The 26,905-nt window shown below is 53.4% G+C and carries 25 protein-coding genes and 3 tRNA genes; 20 read left to right on the forward strand and 8 right to left on the reverse strand.

The window, feature by feature from the left end; translation table 11 throughout:
• Positions 1–78: 78 nt before the first annotated feature.
• On the forward strand, positions 79–1,791 hold the full coding sequence (pelF, locus tag HF984_RS03945) for a GT4 family glycosyltransferase PelF (protein WP_247596446.1): 1,713 nt from the start codon (positions 79–81) through the stop codon (positions 1,789–1,791).
• 38 nt (positions 1,792–1,829) lie between these two features.
• Entirely contained in the window at positions 1,830–2,960 is a 1,131-nt protein-coding gene (locus tag HF984_RS03950; protein ID WP_343947471.1) for a putative glycoside hydrolase, read from the forward strand.
• Between the two features lie 148 nt (positions 2,961–3,108).
• Here the strand turns inward: HF984_RS03950 and HF984_RS03955 are convergent, their stop codons facing one another.
• The 3 genes from HF984_RS03955 to HF984_RS03965 form a co-directional block, all read right to left on the reverse strand.
• Positions 3,109–3,678: a YagU family protein gene (locus HF984_RS03955; RefSeq protein WP_168614391.1), complete on the reverse strand. Its 570-nt coding sequence runs from the start codon at positions 3,676–3,678 to the stop codon at positions 3,109–3,111.
• Positions 3,679–4,052: 374 nt separating this feature from the next.
• Positions 4,053–4,322, reverse strand: coding sequence for a hypothetical protein (locus HF984_RS03960; RefSeq protein ID WP_168614392.1), 270 nt, complete (start codon positions 4,320–4,322; stop codon positions 4,053–4,055).
• A gap of 225 nt (positions 4,323–4,547) precedes the next feature.
• Positions 4,548–5,114: an LGFP repeat-containing protein gene (locus HF984_RS03965; protein ID WP_168614393.1), complete on the reverse strand. Its 567-nt coding sequence runs from the start codon at positions 5,112–5,114 to the stop codon at positions 4,548–4,550.
• A gap of 406 nt (positions 5,115–5,520) precedes the next feature.
• Between HF984_RS03965 and HF984_RS03970 the strand changes: the two genes are divergently transcribed.
• The 4 genes from HF984_RS03970 (at position 5,521) to HF984_RS03985 (ending at position 10,306) form a co-directional block, all read left to right on the forward strand.
• Positions 5,521–6,924: an FAD-dependent oxidoreductase gene (locus tag HF984_RS03970; protein WP_168614394.1), complete on the forward strand. Its 1,404-nt coding sequence runs from the start codon at positions 5,521–5,523 to the stop codon at positions 6,922–6,924.
• Between the two features lie 131 nt (positions 6,925–7,055).
• A complete protein-coding gene (locus tag HF984_RS03975; RefSeq protein ID WP_168614395.1) occupies positions 7,056–7,781 on the forward strand; it encodes a class I SAM-dependent methyltransferase in 726 nt (241 codons plus the stop codon).
• 493 nt (positions 7,782–8,274) lie between these two features.
• Positions 8,275–9,612, forward strand: coding sequence for a TrkH family potassium uptake protein (locus HF984_RS03980; protein WP_343947472.1), 1,338 nt, complete (start codon positions 8,275–8,277; stop codon positions 9,610–9,612).
• Positions 9,605–10,306: a potassium channel family protein gene (locus HF984_RS03985; RefSeq protein ID WP_247596447.1), complete on the forward strand. Its 702-nt coding sequence runs from the start codon at positions 9,605–9,607 to the stop codon at positions 10,304–10,306. Before HF984_RS03980 ends, HF984_RS03985 begins: the two co-directional genes overlap by 8 nt.
• Positions 10,307–10,395: 89 nt before the next feature.
• On the opposite strand, the gene HF984_RS03990 is transcribed toward HF984_RS03985, so the two are convergent.
• Positions 10,396–11,724, reverse strand: a complete 1,329-nt coding sequence (locus HF984_RS03990; protein ID WP_168614396.1) for a D-arabinono-1,4-lactone oxidase — start codon at positions 11,722–11,724, stop codon at positions 10,396–10,398.
• Between the two features lie 263 nt (positions 11,725–11,987).
• Between HF984_RS03990 and HF984_RS03995 the strand changes: the two genes are divergently transcribed.
• The 5 genes from HF984_RS03995 to HF984_RS04015 all read left to right on the forward strand — a co-directional run bounded on the left by HF984_RS03995 (position 11,988) and on the right by HF984_RS04015 (position 14,503).
• Entirely contained in the window at positions 11,988–12,581 is a 594-nt protein-coding gene (locus HF984_RS03995) for an LGFP repeat-containing protein (RefSeq protein ID WP_168614397.1), read from the forward strand.
• A gap of 246 nt (positions 12,582–12,827) precedes the next feature.
• On the forward strand, positions 12,828–13,838 hold the full coding sequence (locus HF984_RS04000) for a universal stress protein (RefSeq protein ID WP_168614398.1): 1,011 nt from the start codon (positions 12,828–12,830) through the stop codon (positions 13,836–13,838).
• Between the two features lie 335 nt (positions 13,839–14,173).
• Positions 14,174–14,246, forward strand: a tRNA-Glu gene (locus HF984_RS04005).
• 53 nt (positions 14,247–14,299) lie between these two features.
• Positions 14,300–14,373 (forward strand) — tRNA-Asp (locus HF984_RS04010).
• A gap of 57 nt (positions 14,374–14,430) precedes the next feature.
• Positions 14,431–14,503 (forward strand) — tRNA-Phe (locus tag HF984_RS04015).
• Between the two features lie 247 nt (positions 14,504–14,750).
• On the opposite strand, the gene HF984_RS04020 is transcribed toward HF984_RS04015, so the two are convergent.
• Positions 14,751–15,551 (reverse strand): exodeoxyribonuclease III, encoded by an 801-nt coding sequence (locus HF984_RS04020; protein WP_168614399.1) that lies wholly within the window; start codon positions 15,549–15,551, stop codon positions 14,751–14,753.
• 13 nt (positions 15,552–15,564) lie between these two features.
• Positions 15,565–15,768, reverse strand: a complete 204-nt coding sequence (locus tag HF984_RS04025) for a DUF6440 family protein (RefSeq protein WP_168614400.1) — start codon at positions 15,766–15,768, stop codon at positions 15,565–15,567.
• A 127-nt stretch (positions 15,769–15,895) separates the two neighbouring features.
• Here HF984_RS04025 and HF984_RS04030 point away from each other — a divergent pair, with 127 nt between their 5' ends.
• The 3 genes from HF984_RS04030 to HF984_RS04040 all read left to right on the forward strand — a co-directional run bounded on the left by HF984_RS04030 (position 15,896) and on the right by HF984_RS04040 (position 18,289).
• On the forward strand, positions 15,896–16,969 hold the full coding sequence (locus tag HF984_RS04030; RefSeq protein WP_168614401.1) for a 3-hydroxyisobutyryl-CoA hydrolase: 1,074 nt from the start codon (positions 15,896–15,898) through the stop codon (positions 16,967–16,969).
• 139 nt (positions 16,970–17,108) lie between these two features.
• Positions 17,109–17,489 carry an MmcQ/YjbR family DNA-binding protein gene (locus tag HF984_RS04035; RefSeq protein WP_168614402.1) on the forward strand — a complete coding sequence of 127 codons (381 nt, stop codon included), beginning with the start codon at positions 17,109–17,111 and terminating at the stop codon, positions 17,487–17,489.
• 29 nt (positions 17,490–17,518) lie between these two features.
• On the forward strand, positions 17,519–18,289 hold the full coding sequence (locus HF984_RS04040; protein WP_168614403.1) for an enoyl-CoA hydratase: 771 nt from the start codon (positions 17,519–17,521) through the stop codon (positions 18,287–18,289).
• A gap of 123 nt (positions 18,290–18,412) precedes the next feature.
• Here the strand turns inward: HF984_RS04040 and HF984_RS04045 are convergent, their stop codons facing one another.
• Entirely contained in the window at positions 18,413–19,003 is a 591-nt protein-coding gene (locus HF984_RS04045) for a GNAT family N-acetyltransferase (protein WP_168614404.1), read from the reverse strand.
• An 89-nt stretch (positions 19,004–19,092) separates the two neighbouring features.
• On the opposite strand from HF984_RS04045, the gene HF984_RS11330 reads away from it, so the two are divergent.
• The 3 genes from HF984_RS11330 to HF984_RS04060 all read left to right on the forward strand — a co-directional run bounded on the left by HF984_RS11330 (position 19,093) and on the right by HF984_RS04060 (position 22,628).
• The gene (locus tag HF984_RS11330) at positions 19,093–19,386 is read left to right on the forward strand and encodes a DUF6457 domain-containing protein (RefSeq protein ID WP_190724707.1); all 294 of its coding nucleotides are present in this window, start codon (positions 19,093–19,095) and stop codon (positions 19,384–19,386) included.
• On the forward strand, positions 19,386–20,219 hold the full coding sequence (gene fdhD / locus HF984_RS04055; protein ID WP_190724708.1) for a formate dehydrogenase accessory sulfurtransferase FdhD: 834 nt from the start codon (positions 19,386–19,388) through the stop codon (positions 20,217–20,219). The genes HF984_RS11330 and fdhD overlap by 1 nt, the downstream gene beginning before the upstream one ends.
• A 90-nt stretch (positions 20,220–20,309) precedes the next feature.
• Positions 20,310–22,628 (forward strand): FdhF/YdeP family oxidoreductase, encoded by a 2,319-nt coding sequence (locus tag HF984_RS04060; RefSeq protein ID WP_281727782.1) that lies wholly within the window; start codon positions 20,310–20,312, stop codon positions 22,626–22,628.
• Positions 22,629–22,807: 179 nt separating this feature from the next.
• Here the strand turns inward: HF984_RS04060 and HF984_RS04065 are convergent, their stop codons facing one another.
• Positions 22,808–24,256, reverse strand: a complete 1,449-nt coding sequence (locus tag HF984_RS04065; RefSeq protein WP_168614405.1) for a glyceraldehyde-3-phosphate dehydrogenase — start codon at positions 24,254–24,256, stop codon at positions 22,808–22,810.
• Positions 24,257–24,864: 608 nt separating this feature from the next.
• Here HF984_RS04065 and HF984_RS04070 point away from each other — a divergent pair.
• The 3 genes from HF984_RS04070 (at position 24,865) to HF984_RS04080 (ending at position 26,896) form a co-directional block, all read left to right on the forward strand.
• A complete protein-coding gene (locus HF984_RS04070) occupies positions 24,865–25,296 on the forward strand; it encodes a hypothetical protein (protein ID WP_168614406.1) in 432 nt (143 codons plus the stop codon).
• 58 nt (positions 25,297–25,354) lie between these two features.
• Positions 25,355–26,299 carry a carbohydrate kinase family protein gene (locus HF984_RS04075; protein ID WP_168614407.1) on the forward strand — a complete coding sequence of 315 codons (945 nt, stop codon included), beginning with the start codon at positions 25,355–25,357 and terminating at the stop codon, positions 26,297–26,299.
• Positions 26,300–26,377: 78 nt separating this feature from the next.
• Positions 26,378–26,896 (forward strand): YbhB/YbcL family Raf kinase inhibitor-like protein, encoded by a 519-nt coding sequence (locus HF984_RS04080; RefSeq protein ID WP_168614408.1) that lies wholly within the window; start codon positions 26,378–26,380, stop codon positions 26,894–26,896.
• Positions 26,897–26,905 lie beyond the last annotated feature (9 nt).

The following is a 26,905-nucleotide window of genomic DNA, read 5'->3' on the forward strand; positions in this document are numbered from 1 at the left end:
ATCGTTACTACATAACTTCATTTTTAAATTATTGCTAAGAGGACAATAGTGACCGCGAATGTATACAAAGAGCTCAGATTGCCATCATCGGATGGTAAATACACTGACCCGAATTACCCAGACGTCGATGTTGCCATTGTTATGGAGTCAACCTATCCCTTCCTCAAAGGAGGGGTCTCTGCTGTAGTCCATGACATCATTGAGACGAACCCAGATCTAACATATGGAATTATCCATATTTGTTGGGATTCGAGCTCACCCAACAAGGATCTTTACGGCATGCCGGACAATGTTTTGTGGGTTAAGACTGTCTTCTTGAGCCTTGAGGAGCACAAAGAGGAATTCGGCTTGCCCGTGAGAGATCTTAAAATGAACTCACGCCAGCGCACGGCTGTCTCTTACGAGATTATTGACGCTTTACTAGCACTTTCTGAGAATGCGGATGTTAATCCCCTCTGGGATATCTACGACCGGATGTTTGCCGATAAGAGCCGAGAATTTCCAGGCTGGGTATTACTCGGAACTAAAGAATTTATGAAGGTTTTCTTCGAGCGTATGCCAATACCTTCGATGAGTTTCTCTGAGGTATTCTGGCTGCTGCGCACCTTCTTCTCGCTTCTGTATGCGCTTTTGCATGATCGTATGCCCTACGCCCGTGTTTACCATGCGCACACCACAGGCTATGCTTCGCTGATTGGTGCAGCAGCAGCGCGTGATAACGGTACTAGCTTCTTGCTGACCGAACATAATCTATATATTCGCGATACAGTGAATACTCTGTTGGACCGTAATATGTCTCTCCCTGTTGCCGTGGGCGATGAAGATATTTTTGATCTAACCCCAGAACAACGTGCATGGGTTATCTGGTGGATTCAATTGGGTCGTTTCTGCTACCCGAGTGCAGACCTTATTACCTATCTCTATCCCAAGGCTATTGGCGAGGCTCAAGGGCTCCACGGCATGGAAGAAAAATCCATTATTTTACCCAATGGCATGTTGCTTTCAGACGTTAATGAGGCTTACGCTCTTCGTCGTTCTGCCCGCGAGAAGATTGAATTGCAGGGCAAGAATCATCACTGGAAATTTGTTTTTATTGCCAGGGTTGTTCCTATCAAGGGGCTTATTGACCTCATCGATACAGTAGAGATGCTACGAGACGAAGGCTATAACCTACACATTGACTGTCTCGGACCAACGGAGCATGTGCCTTGGTATTACGATGAGTGCCGTGAAGCAATCGCAGCTAAGGGGCTGGAAGACTACTTCACCTTCCACGGTACTGTAAATGTGCGTGAGAAACTGGGTGAATTTGATGCATTGGTCATGCCTAGCTATAACGAAGGACAACCAATTGTGGCGTTAGAAGCAATGAGCGCGTCTATCCCAGTTATTGGTTCTGACGTAGGCGGCATGTCTCAGCTCATTGACGATATCTTGGTCGGTGATGATAACGAAATGGTAGAGCGTTGCGGTATTCTTACTCAAGCGGGAGACTCCGAAGGTTTCGCTCATGCGCTCAAGCGTGTGATGGATAACCCCGCCTTCTACGAGCAACTGTGTATTAACGCACGCGAGCGAGTATCACGCTTTTTCCAGCTTCACACCGTGATGGAACGTTATAACATGATTTACCGTGACTTAGGCAAATTACCCCCTAAACCTGAACACGAAGGAATGTCCATGGACGCTGTCCGCAGTATCCCTGCCGATGAGCGTGAGCAGCAGATTTCCCTTTTGGAAAAGTCGTCTGACTTGCATACTAGCTCTGAACGCGTCTCTGTAAGCTCATGAAACCATATCTTCCGAGCGTCGCAACAAAAGGATTATGGGTGCGCTATGGTGGTCAGCCCATTACCTCCAAGCAAATTGAGTTCGCCGCCCGTCATTACACCGTGGCTTTGCTTCAGCCTGAGTATACGGATGTAGTTGCACGCCTGAAAGAAATTAACCCAGCGATGACGGTGCTTTGCTATAAGTGCCTCTCTTCTACACGTAATTACGAAACGGAGAGTCCTTTTACATCGGGGGTTTCTTTTGCTGAGGCAGAAAAGGCTGAAGCAGAAGGACAGCAGTGGTTTGCTCGCCGTTTGTCAGGGGAACGTATTGAGTGGCAAGGATATCCAGGTCACTTTCAAATGAATGTGTGGAATCCTGAATATCGACGACGCTGGGTGAAGAATATCTGCGCTGAGCTTGAAAATTCATCTTTTGACGGGGTGTTGGCTGATAACGATATTTATGGAGACTACTACGGGATTAACGTACCTATTCGTGATGCTCGTAGTATGGACCGTTTTCATAAAGGATTAGACCTTCTTATTAGAGACGCTGGCAAAGCCCTTAACGCTCGAGGCAAGATTATCGTGCCCAATATTGCAGAGTCACGTATGGCTCCTGGTAAATGGAAACGTCATAGTGCCTACGGTGGTGGATTTGAAGAGGTCTTCTTAGGATGGTCTGCTACTGAGTTTCTGAATCAGACATCAGCTCTTGCTCAAATGAAAGAGATGATGGAAGATTTCAGCGCTGTTGAAGTTGCAACATCTTCTGGTGGGGTCGAAAAACGTCCACGTTTGACTTTATTGCGTGCATCCACTGACGGCGAGGACACCCACCCTAACTTTATGGCTGCGCTTGCAGCTCTCTGGGTTTTCAGCGGCGGACAGTGGAGTGCGTTGAGCGCAGGGTCTCATGATGGTCACAATGGAACACCCTGGTTAGAAGAGTTAACTTGGGATCTTGGTGCTCCCATAGGGCACCCTCAGCCGGTTAAAGGCGCTTGGATTCGAGAACTTGAGCATGGTTGGGCGGCAATAAATTTGACCAATCACGAATCTGGTCAGATTTCAGTTCCCAAGGAGTTATTTGCCGTCGAAGGAACAGCGCCAGCGACTGTAGTTCTTCCTCCGCATGGTGGGGTTGTTTATCGGACTGAGGACGCGGGTATTGCTCTGGCCTAGGTATTTTCAGGTGATAAGTGAATCAGATGAGTCGTGTTAGCACGATTGGCGTCTTGCTTTCATAAATTACAGAGAAGCAGTGGGGGCGGCAGTTATAACTGCCGCCCCCACTGCTTTAAGATTATGAAGATTTTAGTGCACGATGTCTTTAGCGAACGGACGCGCGTTCGAGGGGAACTTCAGCATCAGGTTCGTGGGTGATGCGATTGCGCAGGTCGCGGCGCACAATTTCAATGGACCACATCCACACAATGTGACCGAAGGATTCAGAGAAGTGCTCGCCGAAAGGCTGGTTCCATGGCGCGGGCACGATGCCCATTGCCGGCATGATGACTACGTGGAAGGCGATGTAAAGAACGATGCCGACTGCGGCGCCCTGCCATAGTTTGATAGCAGGCCAGTACTCAGCAATGACGCAGTATGCGATAGCGAAGAAAATCGCGAAGCCGAAGTGAATGACGAAGCTCCAGTAGGGGAGCTCATTGCCCAAGTATGAGTAGGTGGCGTGAGAGGTTTCGTGCGACATGCCGAGCATTTCCCACAGTGCCTGAGGAGGGTTGGTGGCGTTTCGCTCCGGGGTGCGCGGAGGGAACGGGATCTCCCAGCCGAACTTTACGATGGCGGAGAAGATGCCCGCGATAAGACCAACAAGTACTGCCGTTCCCAGTCGACGACGCACGGGGTCGGTAATGGTTTTGAGAGTGCATGATGACGCCATGAGTACTCCTCGCAAGCTGCGCAATAGTGCGTGATTGGTATCAAGAATAAAACAGGTGATAACCTCGAATAAAGATCAGTAGATGCCCAATATTTTATATGCATTATTTAGAATATAAACAGGTCAAAAGCTCATTAACTGCCATATTTTAGCTGGCTAGGGTGAATGGCTGAAGGGCATTATGACCTTAACTATTTTTGAGGCTAAAGGCCATTTCAGCCCTAAAACCAGTATCACATCGACATTTTTCATATAACGGACGCTGGCGTCTCTTGATGTGGCCCTATATGGCAGCGCAAAAGTTTCGGGGCGGCGGCTTAAACAAGCCACCGCCCCGAAACTTCTCAATCATCGGTTCTACTGAACCGAGCGTCCTACCAATTCATAACCTCAGACTCCACGCCCATGATGATGCGGTCGCCGTCGCGTCCTTCACGCAAAAACTGAGTCATGCGATGGGGTGCGATGGCGATGCAACCCCACGACTGGTAGGTATCGGCGGTGCTACCAGAGCCGCTGTACTTCACGGTGTGCAACATAATTGCAAAACCTGCGTTGCCCGACGGAACAGACCCATCAGGGTTGCGGTTGTAATCAATCAAAATGCCCTGACGGTACTCGCCGCGAAGGGAGAAGTTCCACATGTTCTCATTGGGGTAGCCGAGATTAATGTCTTCAATGTACTTGTTGTAGTACCAGGTAAAGCGGTCGCCGCCCCAACGGGATGTGGGGTTGAGGGTGTGGTAGCCGCTGAATCCGCTTCCGGGGTTAGAGACACCGTAGGGGTTTGAGAAACCGAAGGATCCAGTAGGAGAGTAGGCCCCTGCGGTATTGCCAGTAACACCTGCAGGCAGAAGCTCGCCGGTCTCTTAGTCATCGATGCGTTTCCCCGGTGCGAGGAAGCCGCTTTCACCATATGCCGCGGTGGTCTTCCACTTGAGCGTGTACATGCCGTAGGTGTTTTCACAGGAGTAGAAAGTGCCGTGTGAGCCTACCGGGTCATTGCGATAAGCGGAGTATCGAGGTGCTAGCGCGAGAGCAACCTGACGCGCACCTTGCGGAGAGTACTTTGAGCGTCCGTTATTGAGGGCTACACATTTTTGAGCTTCGTGACCAATCGTGCCACCGCCGAAGTTATCCCAGGTGACTACGCCGTACTGAGATTTTTGGTAGCAACGGCCGTTGGTGCAGGTCTCTTCGGATGTGGGGTAACCGTAGCGTTGCGGGGTGTCTACACCGCCAGTACGGAAGTTGCCGTTATTCGCCCAGTAGCTACCGATAGCACCACCAAAGTTGACGTAGTGAGTGCCGGTGCCCCAATTGGTCCAGTACATGGCGTCGAACTTGCCAGCGGGTGTCTGGAAGAGCTGTTCGACCGCTTGACCACCTGAGAGCGATGCTTCACCACGAACAGGTATGCCGTATGCGGAATTCATTCCACCTGCTTTTCCCTAGGTGCTACGAACGGCGCCCCGCATCCGGCAAGTATCGTGATGGCTAGGGCGCCTGTAGCGGCTGCAAAAAGAAGGGGAGGGCGGGGCATATGGTCACCTGAGATCTAGTGAGGGGATTGACTCACATTGTCCACTAATATGGTTATAAGTGACGCACAACTCACCGATAATTCGTGTAAGAAACCCCAAGAATTTTTGAGCCGCTGACCTTATCTGAAATCGTGACTCAAGTTAACGAACGTCAAGTATTTTTACGTCAAAGTTAAGCAAACCTAAGTTTTATGTCACTGTGCCTGCAACAGGCTGACCCTCACGTGTACGTCCTAGTAAACTGGGGAGCAATTGTCTAAAGAATTCATAGCCCCATGCGGGCTTGAAAGGAATTATTGTGTCTGAAGCTCCACGCCCGTTGCGCGTTGCTGTTATTGGTTCAGGTCCTGCCGGTATTTACGCAGCCGACATCTTGACCAAGTCTGAAGAAGTAAAGAACGGCGATGTTCCCGTAGCCATCGACATTTTTGACCGCTACCCTGCACCGTTCGGCCTGATCCGCTACGGCGTGGCTCCCGATCACCCGCGTATTAAGGGCATCATCACCGCCCTGCACAAGGTGCTCGACCGCGGCGATATTCGCTTCTTCGGCAACGTGGAATACGGCAAGGATCTTTCACTTGCTGACTTCCAGGAGCACTACGACGCAATTATCTTCGCGACCGGTGCTATCAAGGACGCTTCACTGGACATTCCCGGTGTGGAACTCGACGGCTCATACGGCGCATCGGACTTCGTCTCATGGTACGACGCTCACCCCGACTACCCCCGCACCTGGCCGCTGAACGCCAAAGAAGTGGCGGTTATTGGTAACGGTAACGTAGCGTTGGACGTCGCTCGTGTGCTGTCAAAGCACGCTGATGATCTGCTGGTCACCGAAATTCCCGACCACGTCTACGAGGGCCTTAAATCATCACCCGTTACTGACGTTCACGTCTTCGGACGCCGTGGCCCCGCACAAATTAAGTTCACCCCGCTGGAGTTGCGTGAGCTGGCGCACTCACGCGACGTTGACATTGTGCTCTACGAAGAAGACTTCCAGTTCGACGACGCCTCAAAGGAGGCAATGGAAACCAACGGCCAGGTGAAGGTCATGATGAAGACCCTCAACGGCTGGTTGGAGAAGCAGAAGGAAGAGGAGCAGACCGCATCACGCCGTCTGCACCTGCACTTCTTGCAGTCACCCGTTGAAATCAAGGGTGAAGACGGCAAGGTAACCGGACTGAAGATGGAACGCAACGAGCTCAACGGCAACGGTGGCGTTACCGGTACCGGTGAGTACGTTGAGTACCCCATGCAGGCTATCTACCGCGCCATCGGCTACTTCGGCTCAGAGCTGCCCGACGTTGGCTTCGACGTTGAGCGCGGCGTCATCACCAACGTTGAAGGACGCGTCATCGACGACTCCGACGTGCCCGTACCGGGCCTATACGCAACCGGTTGGATTAAGCGCGGCCCCGTTGGTCTGATTGGTTCCACCAAGTCAGACGCGCTGGAGACCGTCACCCACCTGCTTGAAGACCGCGATGACCTGTACACCGCGTCTGAACCCGATGCTGAGAAGTTCACCGAATTCTTGGACTCCAAGGGCATCAAGTACACCACCTGGGAAGGCTGGCACAAGCTGGACGAACACGAGAAGGCACTCGGTGAGCAGTCCAAGGATGCCAACGGTGAGCCCCGCAAGCGCGTGAAGGTGACCGACCGCGACGAGATGATCCGCATTTCACGCGGTGAGTAACCTCTAGGCTCGAAAACTTACTCCCAAAGTGTGTTTGTACTGACGCTAGTGTCAGTACGTTCGCACTTTGGGAGTAATTTTTTGCGCCGGACATGTTTATCCGCGCGGAAGTGCTCTGTCATACTACGCTTATGATCTATAACAATTCCCACCTCGCTGCGATTTACGACGCTGATAATCCTGACGGCGAAGATCATGATTTCTTTCGAGCAAAAGCTGAAGAGCTCACAGCCCTCCGCATCGTAGATTTAGGATGTGGAACCGGTCTTCTTACCACCACATTGGTTTCACCGGACCGCTCTGTAGTGGGGATTGACCCTGCGGACGCGATGCTTGATGTTGCACGCGCGTGTCCTGACGGTCAGCAGGTGGAATGGCTGCAGGGTACAGCAGAGCTTATCCAACCAGCATCAGTGGACTTAGCCATCATGAGTGGAAATGTCGCTATGCATATTTTGAGCGATGAATGGCATAAGACGCTGGGACATATATCGAAGGGTCTGCTGAAGGGCGGCAACCTCATTTTTGAGTCTCGTAACCCTGACGCAGAGGCCTGGAAAAATTGGAGCCACCAGGTCACCCGGGAGACACCAATAGGCTTGCTTCAAGAATCGGAAGAAACGACCGAACCGGATGAGCACGGGATAGTCACTATGAAGTGTCACTATAGGTTTCTTGAAGATAACTATGAACTTGATACGCAACAAAAGCTACAGTTTCGTTCCCATCAACAAATTGTTGAGGACCTTGAAGCTGTTGGGCTCGTCGTAACTGCATCCTATAAAAATTGGCATCGTGAGGATTTCACTGGCGGATTGGAGCAACCGCTTATGGTTTTCGCGGCAGAGAAAGAATAAAAGATGCCCTCAATATGAATTCATATTGAGGGCATTGTTCTCACCAAAACATTCAAAGAGGTGGGGCGCAGACTGGGAGCCTGCGCCCCTTTCTATCTCTAATCGTCTTTCTTGAACCAGCTACGAATGGTGTCCGCAGAACCTACAAGGTTCTTGACAATCACCGATACTGAGACAAGAATCAGAGCTAGAGATGTAATGTCGGTCCAAGACATTACGCCTCCTTTATATATTTTTAGTGAGTGCGACCTCGGTTCGAGCTGGGGCCGCATTTTTATTGTATGACTCATTGCTGAACGCTGAGAAACTTACTCCCAAAGTGTGTTTGCACTGACGCTAGTGTCAGTACGTTCGCACTTTGGGAGGAATTTTTTTGCCCCGGACACGTTCACCCGGACGCGGCTCTCAGCTGACACTCAGACACGAAAATTTCTGCATCCGCAAAATCCGTGTTTTACGTGAAAACCGCGCGGGCAGCCCTAAGATATCTTCTGTGCCGATTTCACCACGAGTAAATCCTCAGCGCAGCGTCTTTCTCGGATTCCTCACCGTTATCCTTGCCGGTACGCTTCTGCTTCTTCTGCCGATTTCGCATTTGCAGCCGTCAGCGCACAGGATCATCGATAATCTTTTTACCGCAGTTTCTGCTACCTGCGTGACGGGTCTATCTACCGTCGACACCCCTAAGTATTGGTCAACTACCGGCCTGGTCATCATTATGTTGCTGATTCAGGTGGGTGGTCTGGGCGTCATGACGCTGGCAACCGCTATTGGCGCGTCCATTCAGCGTAACCATATGTCGTTGAATGCCAAACTGAAGACGTCCGCCGAGGTGCGCGGTAATGGCTTGTTCAATATGCGTAAAGCTGTGTTGCGCATCATTAAAATTTCGCTCATGTTTGAGGCTGCTGGTGCTCTTATCATGTCTTTGCGCTTTTATTTCGGTTACGGAATGAGTCTCGGGAACGCCCTCTGGCACGGTGTTTTTCATGCGGTTTCGGCCTTCAATAATGCGGGTTTTGCCTTATATTCCGATAATCTGATGAGTTTCACTGACGACCCTGTGATTCTATTGACCATTAGTCTTTTGATTATTTGTGGCGGGCTGGGTTTTCCGGTTCTGATGCAGCTTCGTAAGTACGGCGTTCACCGTCACTTTTGGAATATGGGCACCAAGCTGGTTCTCTACGGCACAGCTATTTTGCTGGTAGTTGGCACTGTTGGCGTGGCTGTTATTGAGTGGAATAACCCTGCCACTCTTGGCCCCATGAACGTCTGGGAGAAGCTCCTGAACGCTTTCGCCCAGTCCGTTTCGACGCGTACGGCCGGGTTTAATAACCTCAATATGGGTGCCCTTCACCCCTCTACTCTCATGTTCATTGATTTGTTGATGTTCATCGGTGGTGGTCCGGCAGGTACTGCCGGCGGTATCAAGATCACGACTTTTGGCGTCCTCTTTTTCATTCTTCTGACTGAGATGCGCGGCGATGGCGCGGTAAACATTTTCGGCAAGCGTTTGTCGCGCTCTGTTCATCGCGAGGCGATTACTGTTGTGCTGTTGAGCGCCGCGCTAATTTTTGCCAGCGTCTTTGTGCTTCAATTGCTCACTAATTTCACGAGCGATCAGATTGTTTTTGAGGTTGTCTCAGCCTTCGCAACCGTCGGGCTGAGCACCGGTATCACGCCCGTCATGCCGGATGCGGGCAAGATTATTCTCATTATTCTTATGGTGGTTGGACGCGTTGGCCCCGTGACCGCTGCCGCTGCTTTTGCGTTCCGCCGCAAGGCTGTCTACTACGAGTTCCCCAAGGAAAGGCCGATCATTGGTTAGTAAGAAGAGACTCGCGTTTTTTAACGCCGATATGGCTGATGAAAAGAAGACTGTTGCCATTATTGGGTTGGGACGTTTTGGTCAGTCTATGGCGTTGGAGCTGATGGCTGACGGTACTGAGGTGTTGGGCATTGATAATGATGCCAATGTGGTGCAGCAGATGAATAACCGTTTAAGCCATGTGGTGCGTGCTGATGCGACTAATCCTGAGGTGCTGGAGCAGCTCGATATTCTTGATTTTGATCGCATTGTAGTGGCGATCGGTAATCATCTAGAGTCCAGTATTTTGGTGACTTCTTACCTGTTGCGTCAGGGCGTAACGAACATCTGGGCGAAGGCTGTTTCTGAGCAGCACGGCATTATTTTGCAGCAGCTGGGCGTTGAAAAGGTTGTATTCCCTGAGCGTGATATGGGTAAGCGTGTTGCACATCTTTTGCAGGGCGGTTTGCAGGAATACATTCAGATTGATCGCAATTGCGTGACGGTGATGTCTTCTGCGCCGCGGGTATTCGTGGGCAAGGACGTCCGCCCCCGCCAGCTTTTGCAACAGTATGGTTTGGCTTTTACCGCTTTTAAGGATGCGCGTGGTCAGTGGCATCATTTGCCGGAAAGTATGCGCGTTGAGGCAACGGATACCGTGGTGTTTTCTGGTCCGCCGCAGAAGGTGGAGCAGTTCGCGCGTCAGTACCTGTAGGCCTGATCTAAAAAGTTACTCCCAAAGTGTGTTTGTACTGACTCTGGTGTCAGTACGTTCGCACTTTGGGAGTAATTTTTTCCCCGGTCCTATTGACCGAGTAACACCTTCTCCAAATAGTCGTTCAAGAAGATGCCTTGCGGGTCTAAATGATCGCGTAGCGCCACGAAAGCGTTAAATTCGGGATAGAGCTCAGCGAGGGACGCGGCGTCTTGGGTATGTAGCTGGCCCCAGTGCGGGCGTCCGCCGTAGTCTTTGAAGATTTCTTCGATGAAGGTGAATTCTTCAAGATAGGGTGCCCGCCAATATTCTCGAACTGAAATATAGCCGGTAGTGCGCCCGTTTGCGGGGGAGAGCGGTAAATCGTCACCCGCTGAGGTCCGTACTACCAGCGGGTAGGCGAGTTCGCCGCGCATATCGCCCAGCTTTTCGCGCAGTTCGTCGAGCACAGCCGGTAGATGTGCGATATCGAAGGCGTATTCCATGTTGTTTTGGCGGACGCGGCGACGCATGGTGAAGACCTGCGGAGCCAGATCAGTGTAACGACGGTTGCCTTTGCCCCAGTTTGCAACGGCGTTGAGAGCTTTCTGCGTGACGGGGGCTTTAGCGCCGAGCATGAGCATGCCCTCGTAAATGCCGTCGTTGAGGAAGAAGTCGCCGCCGTGCCTGCGCGCGCGAGAAAGTTGCGCGTAGTGCGGTTCGTAGCCGTCCGGCATGAGGGGCAAACGGGTGAGGCGTCGCGTCCTAACATCGGATGCGCCGGGGAACCAGCTGAATTCGTAGTGGTCGGCGCCGCGCGAGCGTTCTTCGAAGGCGGGCACAATTTTGTTGTAGTCGTGGCCGCGTTCTGCCGCGTGCAGGCGAAAGAGCGGAACAACGTTGAAAGTTAGTTCGACGATAATGCCCAGCGATCCTAAACCGACCAGCGCGGCTCTAAAAATCTCGGGGTTTTCGTCTGCTGAGCAGTGAAGTAGTTCGCCGTTGGCCGTGACCATGCGTAGCGCAGCTACCTGCGTCGCCATAATGCCGTAGCTGATTCCGGTGCCGTGCGTGCCAGTTGCAACTGCACCCGCGAGACTCTGTTCGTCCAGGCGTCCGAGGTTTTCAAATGCCAGACCGTAGTGCATGAGTGATTTGTTGGCGTCGCGGACGCTGGTGCCCGCTAAGAAGGTGGCTGTGCCGGCTTCGCGGTTCACGCGGGTGATGCCGGTGAGAAAGTCTAGACGGACAAGGGTTCCTGAGGGCTGGGCGATTGCCGATGAACTGCGGGAGTAGCCAATAACTTTGATGCGGCTCTTGCGTTCGCGGGCATCTGCAACGATGCGCTGGAGTTCAGCTACAGAGCGCGGTGTAAGAATCTGGCTGACTTCGGCGGCGTGCTGTTTTCCCCAGGTAGTCCAGGTGTGTTCCGTGCTCATAGTGCCTCTCCAAAACGGCGCTGTTTGTGTACTTGTTCTCTATTGTGACACTGAAAAATCGGTACGTGTTGATGAATTTTAGGATTTCTCTATGAGTCACAATTTCGGCACGAAATGATAACGATTTGGTAACGAAACCCTGAAAATACGCTCCCTATAGAATCACAATTCAATTAATACGGTTTCACTCCTTTCAAATGTGTGATGCACTGGAGATAAGTGGAAAAGAACTTATTTGTCGATACCAAAGAAGAGAGGCAAAGATGAGCATCTTGGCACACTCCGTAAAGAACATGAAGAAAATGGCTGGCGTAGGCGCTACCGTTGTTGCTCTTTCAGTAGGTGGCTTCACCGGCGCTCAGGCTACTGAAATCGGTACCGCACCCCAACAGCAAGAGAACGTTACCGGCGTCGCTAACGCTACTTTCCAGCCCATTGATGGCGGAGCTGTTGTTTCTAATGGTTTCAGCTCTCACGCTGTTACCGGCGATATTTACAACGCGTGGATCACTGCTGGTTACCCCACCGCTTTGTCGGGTACTCCCGTGCACTTCCTGCTTCCCTACACTGATCAGGTAGCTGTGGGCGATGGCGTCAAGCAGTCGTTCTCCAGCGAGGGTGGACGCGGCGTTTTCTACGCTAACCCCACTGCAGGTGCGCACTTTGTTGATGTAGATACTGCTGCTGGTCAGTTCTACGAAATCAACGGTGGTGCTGCCGCATATGGCTTCCCGACGGGTGAGGTTGTTCAGACTGAAGGTCAGACTATTTTGCCCACCGAATACGGTGCAATCAGCGCGACATTCCAGAACGGTCAGATGGTGGGAACCTTTATTCCTAACCCTGCCGGTAACTAGTTGTTACTTCGAGTAACCCCTGTGGTGGCGGATGCAAACCCCAAGCGTCCGCCACCATTTTTATATCTTCGTTTCAATGCGTGTACTAAATATTCGTGCAAATCATCGTCACTATTTGTCATAGACGTGCTTGCGCGCCCCACCTCAGGGTGGACGGGACTACACTGGAATGAGATAAAAGATTCTTGCGACCGGCTAATTCGTAGAGATCGCAAGGGACAATAATCCACGGGAGGATGTCACACCATGAGTGAACTTTCATTTGGTCGCCAAGCAGTTGCAAACCGTTCTTCTGAGGCTGAGCTTTCGAAGATTACTGGTGAGATTATTGTTGGTCTTGACGGTTCTGAGCAGAGCTATGGTGCATTGATTTGGGCGGCTCATGAGGCTAAATTGCGCAACGCCCCCTTGCGTGTTGTGACCGCTTACTCCCTTCCTGTATTTACCGGCAGCGGTTTTGATGCCGGCTATTCAGTTATTGATGAGGAAGCACTGGTTGAAGGTGTTGCTCAGATTCTTGATGAGGCAAAAGAACGTCTGGGAGCTCTTGGCGATGAGATTGACCTGCGCGTGAGCGTACAGACGGGCGACGCATCCGCTATTTTGTTGGAGCTTTCCAAGAACGCGGAGCTGATGGTCGTTGGTTCACGCTCACACGGCGCTTTCTTGGGCCGCCTGTTGGGTACCGTTTCGACGTCTTTGCCGGCTCACTCCCACTGCCCCACGGTGGCTGTTCCCCAGGCTTACGCGGATAAGATCGCTAAGAACCCAGAAATTCTTGATGAGCGTCGTCCCGTCGTTGTGGGTTCTGATGGCTCTGACCAGGCGCGTCTTGCTATTTTGAAAGCCGCTGAAGAAGCATCACGACGCGGAGTCAAGCTGGTTCTGGTCAACGCGCTTGCACCCTATACCGGTGCTTTGAACTGGGTGCCGGCGGCTGTCGACTTTGAGGCAATTTACCGTGAGGTCGCCGCGCTTCAGCGTAAGGCAGCGGAATGGATTCGCGGTTACTTCCCCGAGCTTGAAATTGAGTTCAAGCTCATCGACGGTTCCGCTTCGCAGGTTCTTGTTGAAGAAGGCAAGACCGCTGAGCTCATGGTGGTCGGTACCCGTGGACGCGGTGGCTTGACTGGCATGGTTCTCGGCTCAACCTCGCAGGGCGTCCTGCATCACGCACCGGTGCCGCTGATGGTTGTTCCCGAGATGGAGGACGAACGCGTCGACACCGCGCCGGAGGCAGATGTTACTTGGGGCTAATGCCTCTTTAGGCGTAAGCTGAACATAACAAGCAGGGAAGTCCCGCCGGAAAATCAAGGTTCTTGAGGCTCCGACGGCGCTTTCCTGCTGTTGTTTTAAAAAACTTTGAAAATTTTTTTGAGAAAAAATTTATCTCGAAAAATATTGCTCTGACTAGGGGAAATAATTTTCTTACAGCTCTGAAAAGTACGTTTTTTGTGGGCTGGCACACTGAAAATTCACTCTTTTGGGTGGTGCTCGTTCATTTTCGATTTGCGCGATGTTTTTTTCTCCCGTAGAGTATTACTTGTTCGAGCGACGGACTGAAGAAATTCAGGGCGTCGTGAGTGATCTAGGCCCCCATCGTCTAGCGGCCTAGGACGCCGCCCTTTCACGGCGGTAACACGGGTTCAAATCCCGTTGGGGGTACTGTGAATCTTTTAGATTCACGGCCTTATTCAAAGCTTCGGTTTTGAATGTTAGGCCCCGTAGCGCAGTTGGTTAGCGCGCCGGCCTGTCACGCCGGAGGTCGCGGGTTCAAGTCCCGTCGGGGTCGCTCCGACCGCGTATTCTTCACTGAATCGCGGTTGTGGCATATCTAAGTGATGTGCCTGGCTCTGTAGCTCAGTTGGTAGAGCGTACGACTGAAAATCGTAAGGTCACCGGATCGACGCCGGTCGGAGCCACGAACCTATTCCCTAGGCTTCTACAGTGGGAATAGGTTCTTCCCATTTAACGTGGTTTTTCTTTTAGCTCTAGTGGCCGCCTGGTTGAGGTGGTCCGCCGGGGCTTTTTATTTAAGTTTCGCTCTTTTTTGCGCCGAGATCCTGATTTATCGTCGAAATCCTGTTTTAAATCAGGATTTCGACGATAAATCAGGATCTCGGTGATTTTTGGTGGGTGTCGACGGTGTGGTTGCGTGTGTGTGAGTAACTAGCCCAGCTCCACCACCACGGGCGTGTGGTCGGACGCGCCCGCCCCTTCGCGCTCGTCGCGGTCAATGAAAGCGCCAGTCACGCGCGAAGCCAGCGCGGGGGAGAGTAGCTGAAAGTCGATGCGCATTCCCTCATTCTTGGGAAAACGCCCCGCCTGGTAGTCCCAGTAGGTGTATTCACCGGGCGTGCGTTCGCGCACGGGATCAACCAGCCCAACCTCGTCCAAGAACGCATTGAAAGCAGCTCGTTCTGGTGCAGAAATGTGGGTGAGCTCGTTATCCAAAAAGTACTGAACGTCCCACACATCTTCGTCACGCGGGGCAACATTCCAGTCGCCCACTAGGGCAAACTCTGCCGACGCGTCCTGTTTCAGCCAATCTGCAGCGTTAGCGCGCAGGGCGTCCAACCATCGCAACTTGTAGTCCATATGCGGGTCAGTGAGGCCACGCCCGTTAGGGATGTAGAGGCTCCACACGCGCACCCCGCCGCAGGTTGCGCCAATCGCGCGAGCCTCTAGCACCTCGTCCTCGCCAGGCTTGCCGAAGGCGGGCTGATTCTCAAAGCCGCGCTGAACTTCCTCAAGCCCCACGCGCGAGGCAATCGCCACGCCGTTCCACTGGCTCAGCCCAAAATGAGCCACCTCGTAGCCCATGAATTCAAAAATTTCTGAGGGAAAGTTGGCGTCCGTGCACTTGGTTTCTTGGATGGCGAGCACATCCACATCGCTGCGTTCTAGCCATTCTTCAACACGGTCGGCGCGTGCGCGCAGGGAATTGACGTTCCAGGTAGCAATTTTCATAGGGTTAACCCTACTAGGTGCGATCTTCGGCGCCAGCTACCAGTGGTTTACCGTCGGCGTTGAGTAGGGGAGTGATAGCAACTCCAGTATTCTCGCGTACCACTAGGTATTGCACTCCGGTGTGGGAATCGGTGAGAACGCGAAGTCCACCGGTGATTCCTTCCTGCTTATCATTCAGAATGAATCGTTTATCTGCGGAATCTGTTTTATTGAACATAGTTTCTTCTCAACGGTAAGTATTGACCACGCTACCAATCAACACGTGAGTAGCACCACCTACTTGCGCCACTTTGTCCGGTTGAAAAGCTAGTCTTGAAACAAAGAACAAATACTAAGGAGAGATAGTGTCTGATCAATCCACCGATTTGGTGCTCACTGAAATCCAAGGTTCACTAGGTATTATTACCCTCAACCGTCCGCGCGCGGTGAATGCGTTGAACTATGAGATGCTCAAGGGTGTGGACGCTGCTCTCACTGAGTTTGAGAAGGACGACAACGTCCGGGCAGTGCTCATTCACGGCGCAGGTGAGCGCGGTTTGTGTGCCGGTGGCGACGTGGTTTCGCTCTACCGCGCCATTGAGAAAGAAGACTACGAGCAGGGCCAAGAATACTTCCGTGTGGAGTACACGCTGAATCACCGCATCGCCAATTTCTCTAAGCCTTACATTGCTTTCATGGACGGTCTGGTGTTGGGCGGTGGCGTGGGGGTCTCGGCGCACGGTTCGCACCGCATCGTCACTGAAAACACCAAGGCGGGTATGCCCGAGACCGTGATTGGTTTCAGCCCCGACATTGGCGGTTTGAACATTCTGGCGCGCGCTCCGCACAATTTCGGGACGGCGATGGCGCTCACCGGCATCCACGTAGGCGCGGCGGATGCGATTACGGTAGGCCTCGCGGATTATTTCGTTCCAGCGGATAAGCTCGAAGACCTGCGCAAAGCGCTGACTGATGTTTCCAGTGCTAAGCAGGTCACCGAGGTTATCGAGAAGTTCACGCAGGATGCTGGCGACTCGCCGTTTGAAGAAAACAAGGAATGGATTGAGATTGCCTTTGGTGAGGAGACCCCGCAGGAGATCGTGGACGCGCTCGAGAAGGCAGCGCAGGGTGAGTCCACCGGTCTCGCCGAAGAGCTGTTTGCTGCGATTTTGCGCAACAGCCCCACCGGAGTAAAGACCGCGCTCAAAGTCATTCGCCTGGCCGAAAAGCAGAGCCTAGCAGAGACGCTCGAACAAGATTACCTGACCTCATGCAATGCCATGCGCGGCCACGATATGCGTGAAGGTATCCGCGCGCAGGTGGTCGATAAGGACCGCAACCCCGTGTGGCAGCCTGCGTCTTTCGACGAGGTTAGTGACGAGATAGTAGACAGCTTCTTCAATGCCATCGACAGTGAGAAAGATCTGAAACTGGGGTAGTAAGCGCGGTCAGTAAGACGCCGTCTGTTAGCTTCCCTTAAACGCCAACCCCGAGCCAGCTAACCGCCGGCGTCTTACATGCCCCGGTACTCACCGAACGAAAACAGCCCTTCACCGTACCCCGCCACGAAAGGACGCCATGCACGCCGAAGACCTCCACGAGATAGCTAGTCGGCGGGCGAGTGAACTGCCCGCCACCGATATCACGCACCCTTTCGGCGAAGACTGGGACGTTTGGAAGGTGCGCGGCAAGGTTTTTATGCTGCAGACGGAGGTAACTGGCACATCGCAGGTGATCCTCAAAGTTGACCCCTTTGACGGGCAAGCCCTGCGCTCTCAGTATCAAGATATTGCGCCGGGTTACCACATGAATAAGAAACACTGGATTTCTGTTTATCCAGGTGAGAGCGTAGATAAAGAGCTGTTGAGGGATTTGGTGACGGAGTCCTACGCGCTGGTGGTTGAGAAGCTGCCTCGTCGTGAGCGTCCTGTTGATTCCGCGTCGTTCAGAATCGAGTAGCGGCACCAGCTTGCACTGAAGGAGAGATGATGTACGAGAATATTCTGACTGAAGCCCGCGGACGTGTGGGTGTTATTACCCTGAATCGCCCGAAAGCTTTGAACGCGCTCAATGAGGCGACTATGCGTGAGGTAGTGGCCGCGGCTACCGAGTTCGACGCGTCGCCTGAGGTTGGCGCAATCGTCCTGGCCGGTAGTGAGAAGGCTTTTGCGGCGGGCGCCGATATTAAGGAGATGGCTCAGCAATCATACACCAGCATGTACGCCTCTGATTGGTTTGCGCACTGGGATCGTCTGACGGCACTGCGCACTCCAATCGTGGCAGCAGTTCGCGGCTATGCCCTGGGCGGTGGATGCGAGCTTGCTATGATGGCGGATGTGCTGGTGGCTAGTGAAAACACTAAGTTTGGGCAGCCCGAGATTAACTTGGGCATCATTCCGGGTATGGGTGGTTCGCAGCGTTTGACGCGCGCCGTCGGCAAGGCGAAGGCAATGGACATGGTGCTGACCGGACGCATGATGGACGGCGTCGAGGCTGAGCGTGCCGGGTTGGTGTCACGCCTGGTGGATGATAAGCAGATTCTGCCTATCGCCCTCGAGATTGCCGAAACCATCGCGGGCAAGTCTAAGCACGCGTCACAGGTTGCGAAAGAGGCAGTGAACGCCGCCTTCGAGACCACGCTGACGCAGGGCGTCCTCTTTGAGCGCCGAACCTTCCACTCGCTCTTTGCCACCGAAGACCAAAAAGAAGGTATGGCTGCCTTCGTTGAGAAGCGCAAGGCGGACTTCAAGCACCGGTAGGAAAGACGAATTTACTTTTGTTTTAGCTTCAGTTGGACATCGACTGACAATATCCCTTAAACGCCAGCCCGCGCCATTGCCAGTCGACGCCCAACTTACGCAGCGCACCGTCATAAGCTAATCCTAAAGATACTTCTCTAATCGTGTGTTTAGCAGGTTTTGCACTGCGGGCCATTCGTCGCGCACGATCGAGTACTGCGCGGTGTCGCGCAGTGAGCCGTCGGGCATGCGTCGGTCATTACGCAAAATTCCGTCTAAGGACGCGCCGATAGCCTCGATGGCGGCGCGCGATTGCATGTTGAATTTGTGGGTTTTGAAGTTTACTGAAATGCACTCAAGCTCTTCAAAGCAGTGCGTGAGCAGCAGTAGCTTGGATTCAATGTTGGTGCCGGTGCGCTGGGCGCTCGCCGCATTCCAGGTATAACCGATTTCAAGGCGGGGTGCTTCGCGCAAAATATCCGCCAAGGACGTCATACCTATGACCTTGTTGTCATGCAGTCGACGCGTAGCAAAGGGAACCATCAGACCCGCGTCCAAAAGCGCCAGGCGACGTTTGATTTCCGCTTCCATCCCCTCGGGCGTGGGCACGGTGGTGTACCAGATCTTCCAGACGTCACCGTCAGCACTTGCTTCTTGTAAGTCTGCGAGGTGATCGAGTGAAAGTGGCTCAAGCTGAACAAGCGAGCCGGTGAGGGTAACGGGTCCAATTTCCATAGTCTGACACTATAAAACTCTGTCGGGCTTGGCACGCAGGTTACGCAACGTGTTTATGACTATCTAGCTTTCACAGTAAAGTAAGGTGCATGAGTAAAGATTCAAATGAGCTGGTTGAAGCACGGCTGTTCCTCACCACTGTTGCGCAGCATCTTGACCTTGATCCTAAGACTGTTCAGGACGCCATGCCCTTCCTGCTGGGTATGACCAAAAACGTGGCTCACAAGGCGATACGCCCTGCCGCGCCTTTGACGGCTTTCCTGGTGGGTTTGGCTACCGCGCAGGCATCCGACAGTAAAACCTCTATTGATGTTGAGGTGGTGCGCGCGCAGATCGTCAAGGCAGAGGCAGCTATCGAAGAGTGGATTAGCGAGCAGAACTGATGGGCAGAATTAACAAATCAGTTTCAACCACCAAGGTCACACGTAACGCTGATGGCACCTTTAACTTCAATAAGCGCGCGGACGCTGTCACCGCCGAGGAGCCGCTGGAAATCCGTCTGAGCGGTACGACGATTACCACCACCATGCGCACGCCTGGTCACGATATTGAGCTGGCGCACGGCTTTTTGCACTCCGAGGGCATGATTAAGTCTGCTGCAGAGGTTACCAATGCCCGCTACTGTGCTGGCGCAACCGGCCCTGACGGCCAGAATACCTACAACGTACTGGATGTAACGCCTATTAGCACTGTTCGTGCACCTGGCTTGGAAAACCTGCGCTTGACGGTCACTAACTCGGCCTGCGGTATCTGCGGCTCAACCTCAATCTCGCAGATTATGGATAAATCCCATCGTCCCATTGAGCCACTGGCCTTAGACCCAGGGCTCATTCTGGAACTGCCGAATATCCTGCGTGACCAGCAGAAACAGTTCAAGCGCACCGGCGGTATTCACGCGGCGGGCGTCTTCGAATCTGATGGCACGCTGATCGTTGCTCGCGAAGATATTGGACGCCACAACGCAGCAGACAAAGTCATTGGCCACCTGATGCTCGAAAACACCTTAGACAAGCCAGGACGCATCCTGGTGATGAGCTCACGCGCATCCTTTGAGCTGGTGCAAAAGGCCATCATGGCAGGATTCTCTGCCTTGATTACTGTTAGCGCGGCGTCATCACTCGCCGTTGACTTAGCGCGCGAAGCAGGTTTGACGCTGGTAGCTTTTGCCCGTGATAACCGCTTTAACCTCTACTCCGGCGAACTCATTGAACAGTAAACTGTCGCATTTTAGTAAGTCACTCTTGTAATCTTTAACAACACGCAACCAAGAAAAGTCATACCACCACAACCCTGTTAGGTTAGAGCTATGAACGCTCCACTAGAATCAAAGAATATGCCGACGGTGAGTCGCGTTAGTGCAATCGCTAACGAGTACGACCACCCCAAAGTCGGTCACCGCGTCAAAGCGGCAGCAGGCACTGGCGGTGTCTTGCATGCAATGCAGCATGCGGTGCCCGCTCGTGGCCTTTTGCCCCTGATTAATATGAACCAGCACGGTGGCATCGACTGCCCCGGCTGTGCCTGGCCCGAGCCTAACCAGCAGGAACTTAATTTTGTTGAATTCTGCGAAAACGGTGCTAAGGCTGTTGCAGAAGAAACCACCCCCGACCGTGCGGGTGCTGACTTCTGGGCAGAATACAGCGTGACCGAACTGCGCGATAAGACCGACCACTGGTTGGGCAAGCGTGGACGTATCACTGAGCCGTTGCTCTACGATCGCTCATCGGGTGATGACCACTACCGCCCTGTTTCTTGGGAAAAGGCTTTCTCGCTGATTGCTGACCAGCTCAAGCGCACCGACCCCAATAAGGCTGTTTTCTACACCTCAGGACGCGCGTCCAACGAGGCAGCATATGCCTTCCAGCTTTTGGCCCGCCGCATGGGTTCTAACAACCTGCCCGACTGTGGCAACCTCTGCCACGAGTCAACCGGTACCGCTTTGAGCCAGACTGTTGGCCTAGGCAAGGGTTCTATCACCATGAAGGATTTGGAGACCACTGATCTCTATATCTCTATTGGTCAGAACCCCGGCACCAACCACCCCCGCGCGCTGACTACCTTCAAGAAGATGAAGGAAAACGGCGGCAAAATGGTTGTTCTCAACCCCATGCCCGAGACCGGTCTGATGAAGTTCAACGAGCCTCAGTCCATTAAGGGTGGCCTTGGCATCTCAGAGAAGCTCGCTGATGAGTACCTGCAGGTTCGTCTGGACGGTGACCGCGCTTTCTTTCAGCAGCTCAGCAAGGAACTGATTAAGCGCGATGCTCTCGACTGGGTATTCCTTAACCGCTTCTGCTCAGGCTATGAAGAGACCATTGAGCACATCAAAAACCTGGACGACGCTGAACTTGAGCGCGGCTCAAACATCTCTAAGGCTGAAGTCTCAAAGATCGCTGACATGGTAGAGAAGGCCGACTCAGCAGTTGTTGGCTGGACGCTCGGCGTCACCCAGCACAAGAACGCTGTTTCAACCCTGCGCGAAGTTGTGAACTTCTTGCTGCTCACCGGCAACATGGGCAAGCCCGGCGCAGGTACCGCACCCTTCCGCGGCCACTCCAACGTACAGGGCAACCGCACCGTCGGCATCTGGGAAAAGATGCCCGACCGCTTCATGAACGCCCTGCAGGAATACTTCGGCTTTGAAGTACCCAAGGAGCACGGTCTAGATACCGTTCAGTCACTGCAGCAGATGCGCGACGGCAACAACCAGTTCTTCATGTCGCTCGGCGGCAACCTGGTGCGCGTCGCATCCGACACCACCGCCTGCGAAAACGGCATGAGCCAGCAGGAAATGACCGTTCACCTTTCCACCAAGCCCAACGGTTCACATGCGTGGCCCGGTGAAAAATCACTGATTCTGCCTGTTCGCGCTCGCACCGACCTCGACATGCAAAAGTCAGGTCCGCAGAAGGTTACCGTTGAGAACTCGGCTGGCGTGGTGTCAGCATCCATCGGTAAGCGCACCGCTAACAAGGATCTTAACCTCAAGTCAGAGGTCGATATCATCTGCTCCGTTGGCCGTGAAACCTTTGGCGATGACTTCTGGCAACCCATGATTGACGACTACGGTGTAATCCGCGATGCTATCGAAGGTACTATTCCCGGTTTTGAGCGCTACAACGAGCGCATCGAAAAACCCGGTGGCTTCTACCTGCCCAACGGCCCGCGTCAGCGTGTCTTTAACACCGATGACGGTCGCGCGCACCTGACCATTAACCAGACCAACGTTCTTGACGTTCCTGAAGGCCACCTGCTGATGTCGACCGTGCGTTCGCACGATCAGTTCAACTCAACCATCTATGGTTTGGATGACCGCTACCGTGGCGTTCGCGAGGGTCGTCGCGTGATTTTCATGAACAAGGAAGACATTCGCGAACTTGGTTTAGCTGACGGCGAGCTGGTAGACATCGTTTCGGTGTGGTCGGACGGCGAGCGTCGTGCACCTAGCTTCCGCGTGGTTGAATACGATCATGCTAAGGGCTGTACCTCAACCTATTTCCCCGAGGCAAATGTGCTTGTACCCCTGGACTCAGTTGCAGAAGAATCAAACACCCCGGTCTACAAGTCGGTTTTGATTCGCCTGGAATCCTTGGGCAAGAACGCTAAGGATCTCGAGAAGAAGTAAGCTCTTCTTGCGCTGAAAAGTGCCCCACTGCGGTATGCAGTGGGGCACTTTTGCGTTTGCCGGTGTTTTGCGCAAAAAATTACTCCTAAAATGCGTTTGTACTGACACTGGCGTCAGTACAAACGCATTTTGGGAGTAACTCTTAGGCAGGACGCGCCGGAGGCTTTAGAGGGCCGGCCTTACAATTCCTCGGGCTTAGGGAAGACCGGGGTGGTGCGTCCTGACATGGTCTCAAGCACGCGGATGACCTGTGATGAGTAGCCGAACTCGTTGTCGTACCAGACGTAGACGATGACGCTGACGGGGGTGACGATGGTTGCGAGGCCGTCAACAACGCCCGCTGCGCGTGAGCCTACGAAGTCGGTGGAGACGACCTCGTGTGAGTCGGTGTAGTCAATCTGGCGACGCAGCGGTGATTTGAGTGCTGCTTCGCGCAGGATGTTGTTGAGTTCGTCCTTGTCAGCCGGCAGTTTGTCGAGCTGTAGGTTGAGGATTGCCATGGAGACGTCCGGGGTGGGAACGCGAATAGCGTTACCGGTGAGCTTGCCTTCAAGCTGCGGCAGAGCCTTGGATACAGCCTTCGCTGCACCAGTCTCGGTGATGACCATGTTCAGTGCTGCGGAGCGTCCGCGGCGGTCACCCTTATGGAAGTTGTCGATCAGGTTCTGATCGTTGGTGAAGGAGTGAACGGTCTCAACGTGGCCGTGTATTACACCGTACTCGTCGTCGAGGACTTTGAGGACGGGGGTGATCGCGTTGGTGGTGCAGGATGCCGCTGAGACAACGACGTCTGAGTCTTCGATAGTGTCATCGTTGACGCCGCAGACAATGTTCTTCATGCCCTTACCCGGTGCGGTGAGCAGTGCGCGCTTGATGCCCTTTGACTTCAGGTGCTGGCTCAGTGACTCTTCGTCGCGCCAGCGTCCGGTGTTGTCTACAACGATGGCGTTGTTGATGCCGTAGGCGGTATAGTCGATGTCTGACGGGTCTGAGGCGTAGATGAACTGGATGGGGGTACCGTTGGCGATGATGGTATTGGTTTCTTCATCAATGCGGATGGTGCCTTTGAAGGCGCCGTGCACGGAGTCGCGGCGAAGCAGCGAGGCACGCTTGTAGAGGTCGATGTCTGAGTTCTTGCGAACAACAACTGCGCGCAGTGCTAGGTCTGAGCCGGATGAACGCTCGAGTAGGATGCGTGCGAGCAGGCGGCCGATGCGTCCAAAGCCGTAGAGAACAACGTCCTGGGCAGGCTGAGTATCGGTGCCCTTCTTGCCTACGACCTCGGAGAATTCTTCGCGCAACCAGCCTTCGAGGTCTGAGGACTTTGATGCCTCAAACTTGTGCCAGAGAGCTGCAATATCAACGGATGCTGCGCCGAGTTCGAGGCTGCTGAGAACCTGCAGCATCTTGAGGGAATCTGCTGGGTTGAGTTCAGCGGTGTCAACCTGACGGGCAAAGCGGTGCGCCTTGAGAATCTGAATGACTGACTTGTTGATGAGGCTTCTGCCGTGAATGCTCACCACCACATGGTTTTCGCGGTTGAGCTTGCCAATCAGAGGGATCATTGCCTCTGCTTCTGCTTCGCTTGCAACCCACTGTTCGTGAGCGTTTGCGGTAGAAATAGTCACAGTGCGACCTTCTTCCTCGGCACCTGCCTCATTGCAGTTACCGGTAGGGCACAAAATTGGTGTGCGATTTTTTGTGTCGGCGTGCTGGTGCCAGAACAATCAGTGAGCGACCGAACCGTCCTTGAACCGAGCACTCTAGCACCAGCTTATACGGTGAGCCCGCGCGGTGCACAGTTGAAGCGCAATATGTAGCTTGGTTACACAGCGGGTGGACGCATTGGGACGAGTTGGGTGCTGACGTTCGGACGGGGGCGAAAAGCACTGGCCCTGCGCCATAAAGCAACACAAGCCGTACCGAGCGACGCTGGCGTCACTGTTGGGTGTATGTTCAAAGGGTTATACCCATAACATCTTGCGAAAACAGTAACCACAGCCGTGCGGTATCGGTGTCCTAGCACCAGATTTTCCGAGAACCGTGCACGGAATATAAAAGATATAAAAATGAAATTTAAACGTAAGCCACTGGATAAAAACGGCAATACTATTTGGGACTACGTGTGGCTTGTGATCCTGCTAATCGTCATCGTAAAAATCATTGAAATTCTGCCCTTTTAGAATGAACCACTTTTCTTGCCGTCAGGCGAGACAATACCTAAAGAAACGCGGAAATGTCAGAAAATCCCAAGAGCCAGGCCACTGGCACTGCTCAGGCTAAGAACCCCCAATCTTCGATTGCAACTGAAAGGCTCAAGCGCACCTATGAACACGGCAAAAAATCACTCACAGCTCTGTCAATAGTTTTATTAGCAGGTGCTAGCGATGTGATTGAGTCAGCGTTCAAGCGGTCGCTCACTGTCGATGGCATCATTATCTGGCTTCTTGGTGTGACGCTTCTTGCCTATCTTTACTTTAAAAAGAAATCTTTGAGCCCAAAGATTCTGGGGTTCACGTTTGTGGTTATCGCTTTACTAGCAGTGATGCTCCACTCCATTAATGGGTCTTATACCTGGCTCATGGCGAAGTATTCAATGGTCTATGGCATGGCTTATCTTTCTCTGACATATCTCATCGCTAAATACAGGGCAAGGGCAGAAGACTAGTCCGACGAAATGCGTTCACTCCCGCGTCTCTTCCCACCTCCGCTGGTAAAATTGAGCCATGTTGACTGTAATTGGCGAAGCCCTCGTAGACGTTGTTAAGCGTCCTGACCAGCCCGAACACGCGTACCCCGGTGGTAGCCCCATGAATGTGGCTATCGGTGTCTCCCGTTTGGGGCACAAGACCCAGTTCATCGGCCGCTATGGTGACGATGAGAACGGCAAGATGATCGACGCGCACCTGCGCGACTCCGGCGTCCTTCTGCCTGTGGGTGCTGACGATAAAAAGACATCCACTGCCCAGGCGAACATCGGTGAAACCGGTGCCGCCGAATACGAGTTCGATCTCGACTGGTCGCTGGACGCCGCCAAAGACACCCTGCGCGAGGTTGCCGAAACAGCCACCGCAATCCACGTAGGCTCCATTGGCGCAATGCTCGAACCCGGTGCAACAACCGTCGTCGAAACCCTGCAGGCAGCAGACGGCACCGCGCTGATTACCTATGACCCCAACTGTCGTCCCACTATCATTCCCGACTCATCCGTCGCCCGCGACTGGGCGCAGCGCATCATCAAGCACGCCGATGTTGTCAAAGCAAGCGACGAAGACCTGCTGTGGCTCTACCCCAACCGCACCCTCGAAGACACCGCGAAAGCATGGCTAGAAGCCGGCGTTAACCTCGTGATCGTGACGCGCGGTGAAATGGGCCCCTGCGCCTTCACCAAGTCAGTGGCATCCCAGGGTGTCGCAGTCCCCGCGCACAAGGTAGAGGTAGCAGACACCGTCGGCGCTGGCGACTCCCTCATGGCAGCGCTGATTACCACCCTGTTAGACCGCGGCATCGAAGGTGCAGACGCATCCACAAAAATTGAGGAACTCACCGAAGACGACCTCAAAGAAATCCTGACCTTCAGCGCAACCGCAGCGGGCATCACCGTCTCACGCGCAGGCGCTCACCCGCCCACTCGCGAAGAACTAGAGACGGTTCTCAGCAACCGCAAGTAATCGCTAGTATGGAGGGTGTACTCGAGAAATCGTGTGCACCCTCGCGGTTTCTTAGACGCATATATTCAAGGAGGAATCATGCTCAATCGTGAACCTTACGCAGACCTGCCCGAACTGCCCACCTTCACCCTGACTTCAGAGGACATTAAAGACGGCGACCAGGCACCCGACTGGATGCTCTCCAAGGCAATGGGCATTGAGAAGGGCGAAGACACCAACCCGCAGCTATCGTGGAGCGGATTCCCCGAAGAAACCAAGTCGTTCGTCATTACCTGCTATGACCCAGATGCGCCGACCCCCAGCGGTTTCTGGCACTGGACTGCCTCCAACATCCCGGCAGACATCACCTCTGTTGCACGCGGCGCGGCAGATGAGCTCAAGGCAGTTAAGCACACCAACGACGGCGGCACCGACTCTTTCATGGGCTTCGCACCTCCTGAAGGTCACGGCGCGCACCGCTACATCTTCTGCGTCACCGCTGTAGACACCGAAGAACTCGACATCGATGCAAGCGCCAGCCCCGCCGTCGTGAACTTCAACCTGTTCTTCCACGGCATTGCTCGCGCCTTCCTCACCGTCACCCACGAAGAAAAGTAAGAGAGCACC

It is taken from the genome of Rothia terrae (assembly GCF_012396615.1).
Classification (GTDB): domain Bacteria; phylum Actinomycetota; class Actinomycetes; order Actinomycetales; family Micrococcaceae; genus Rothia; species Rothia terrae.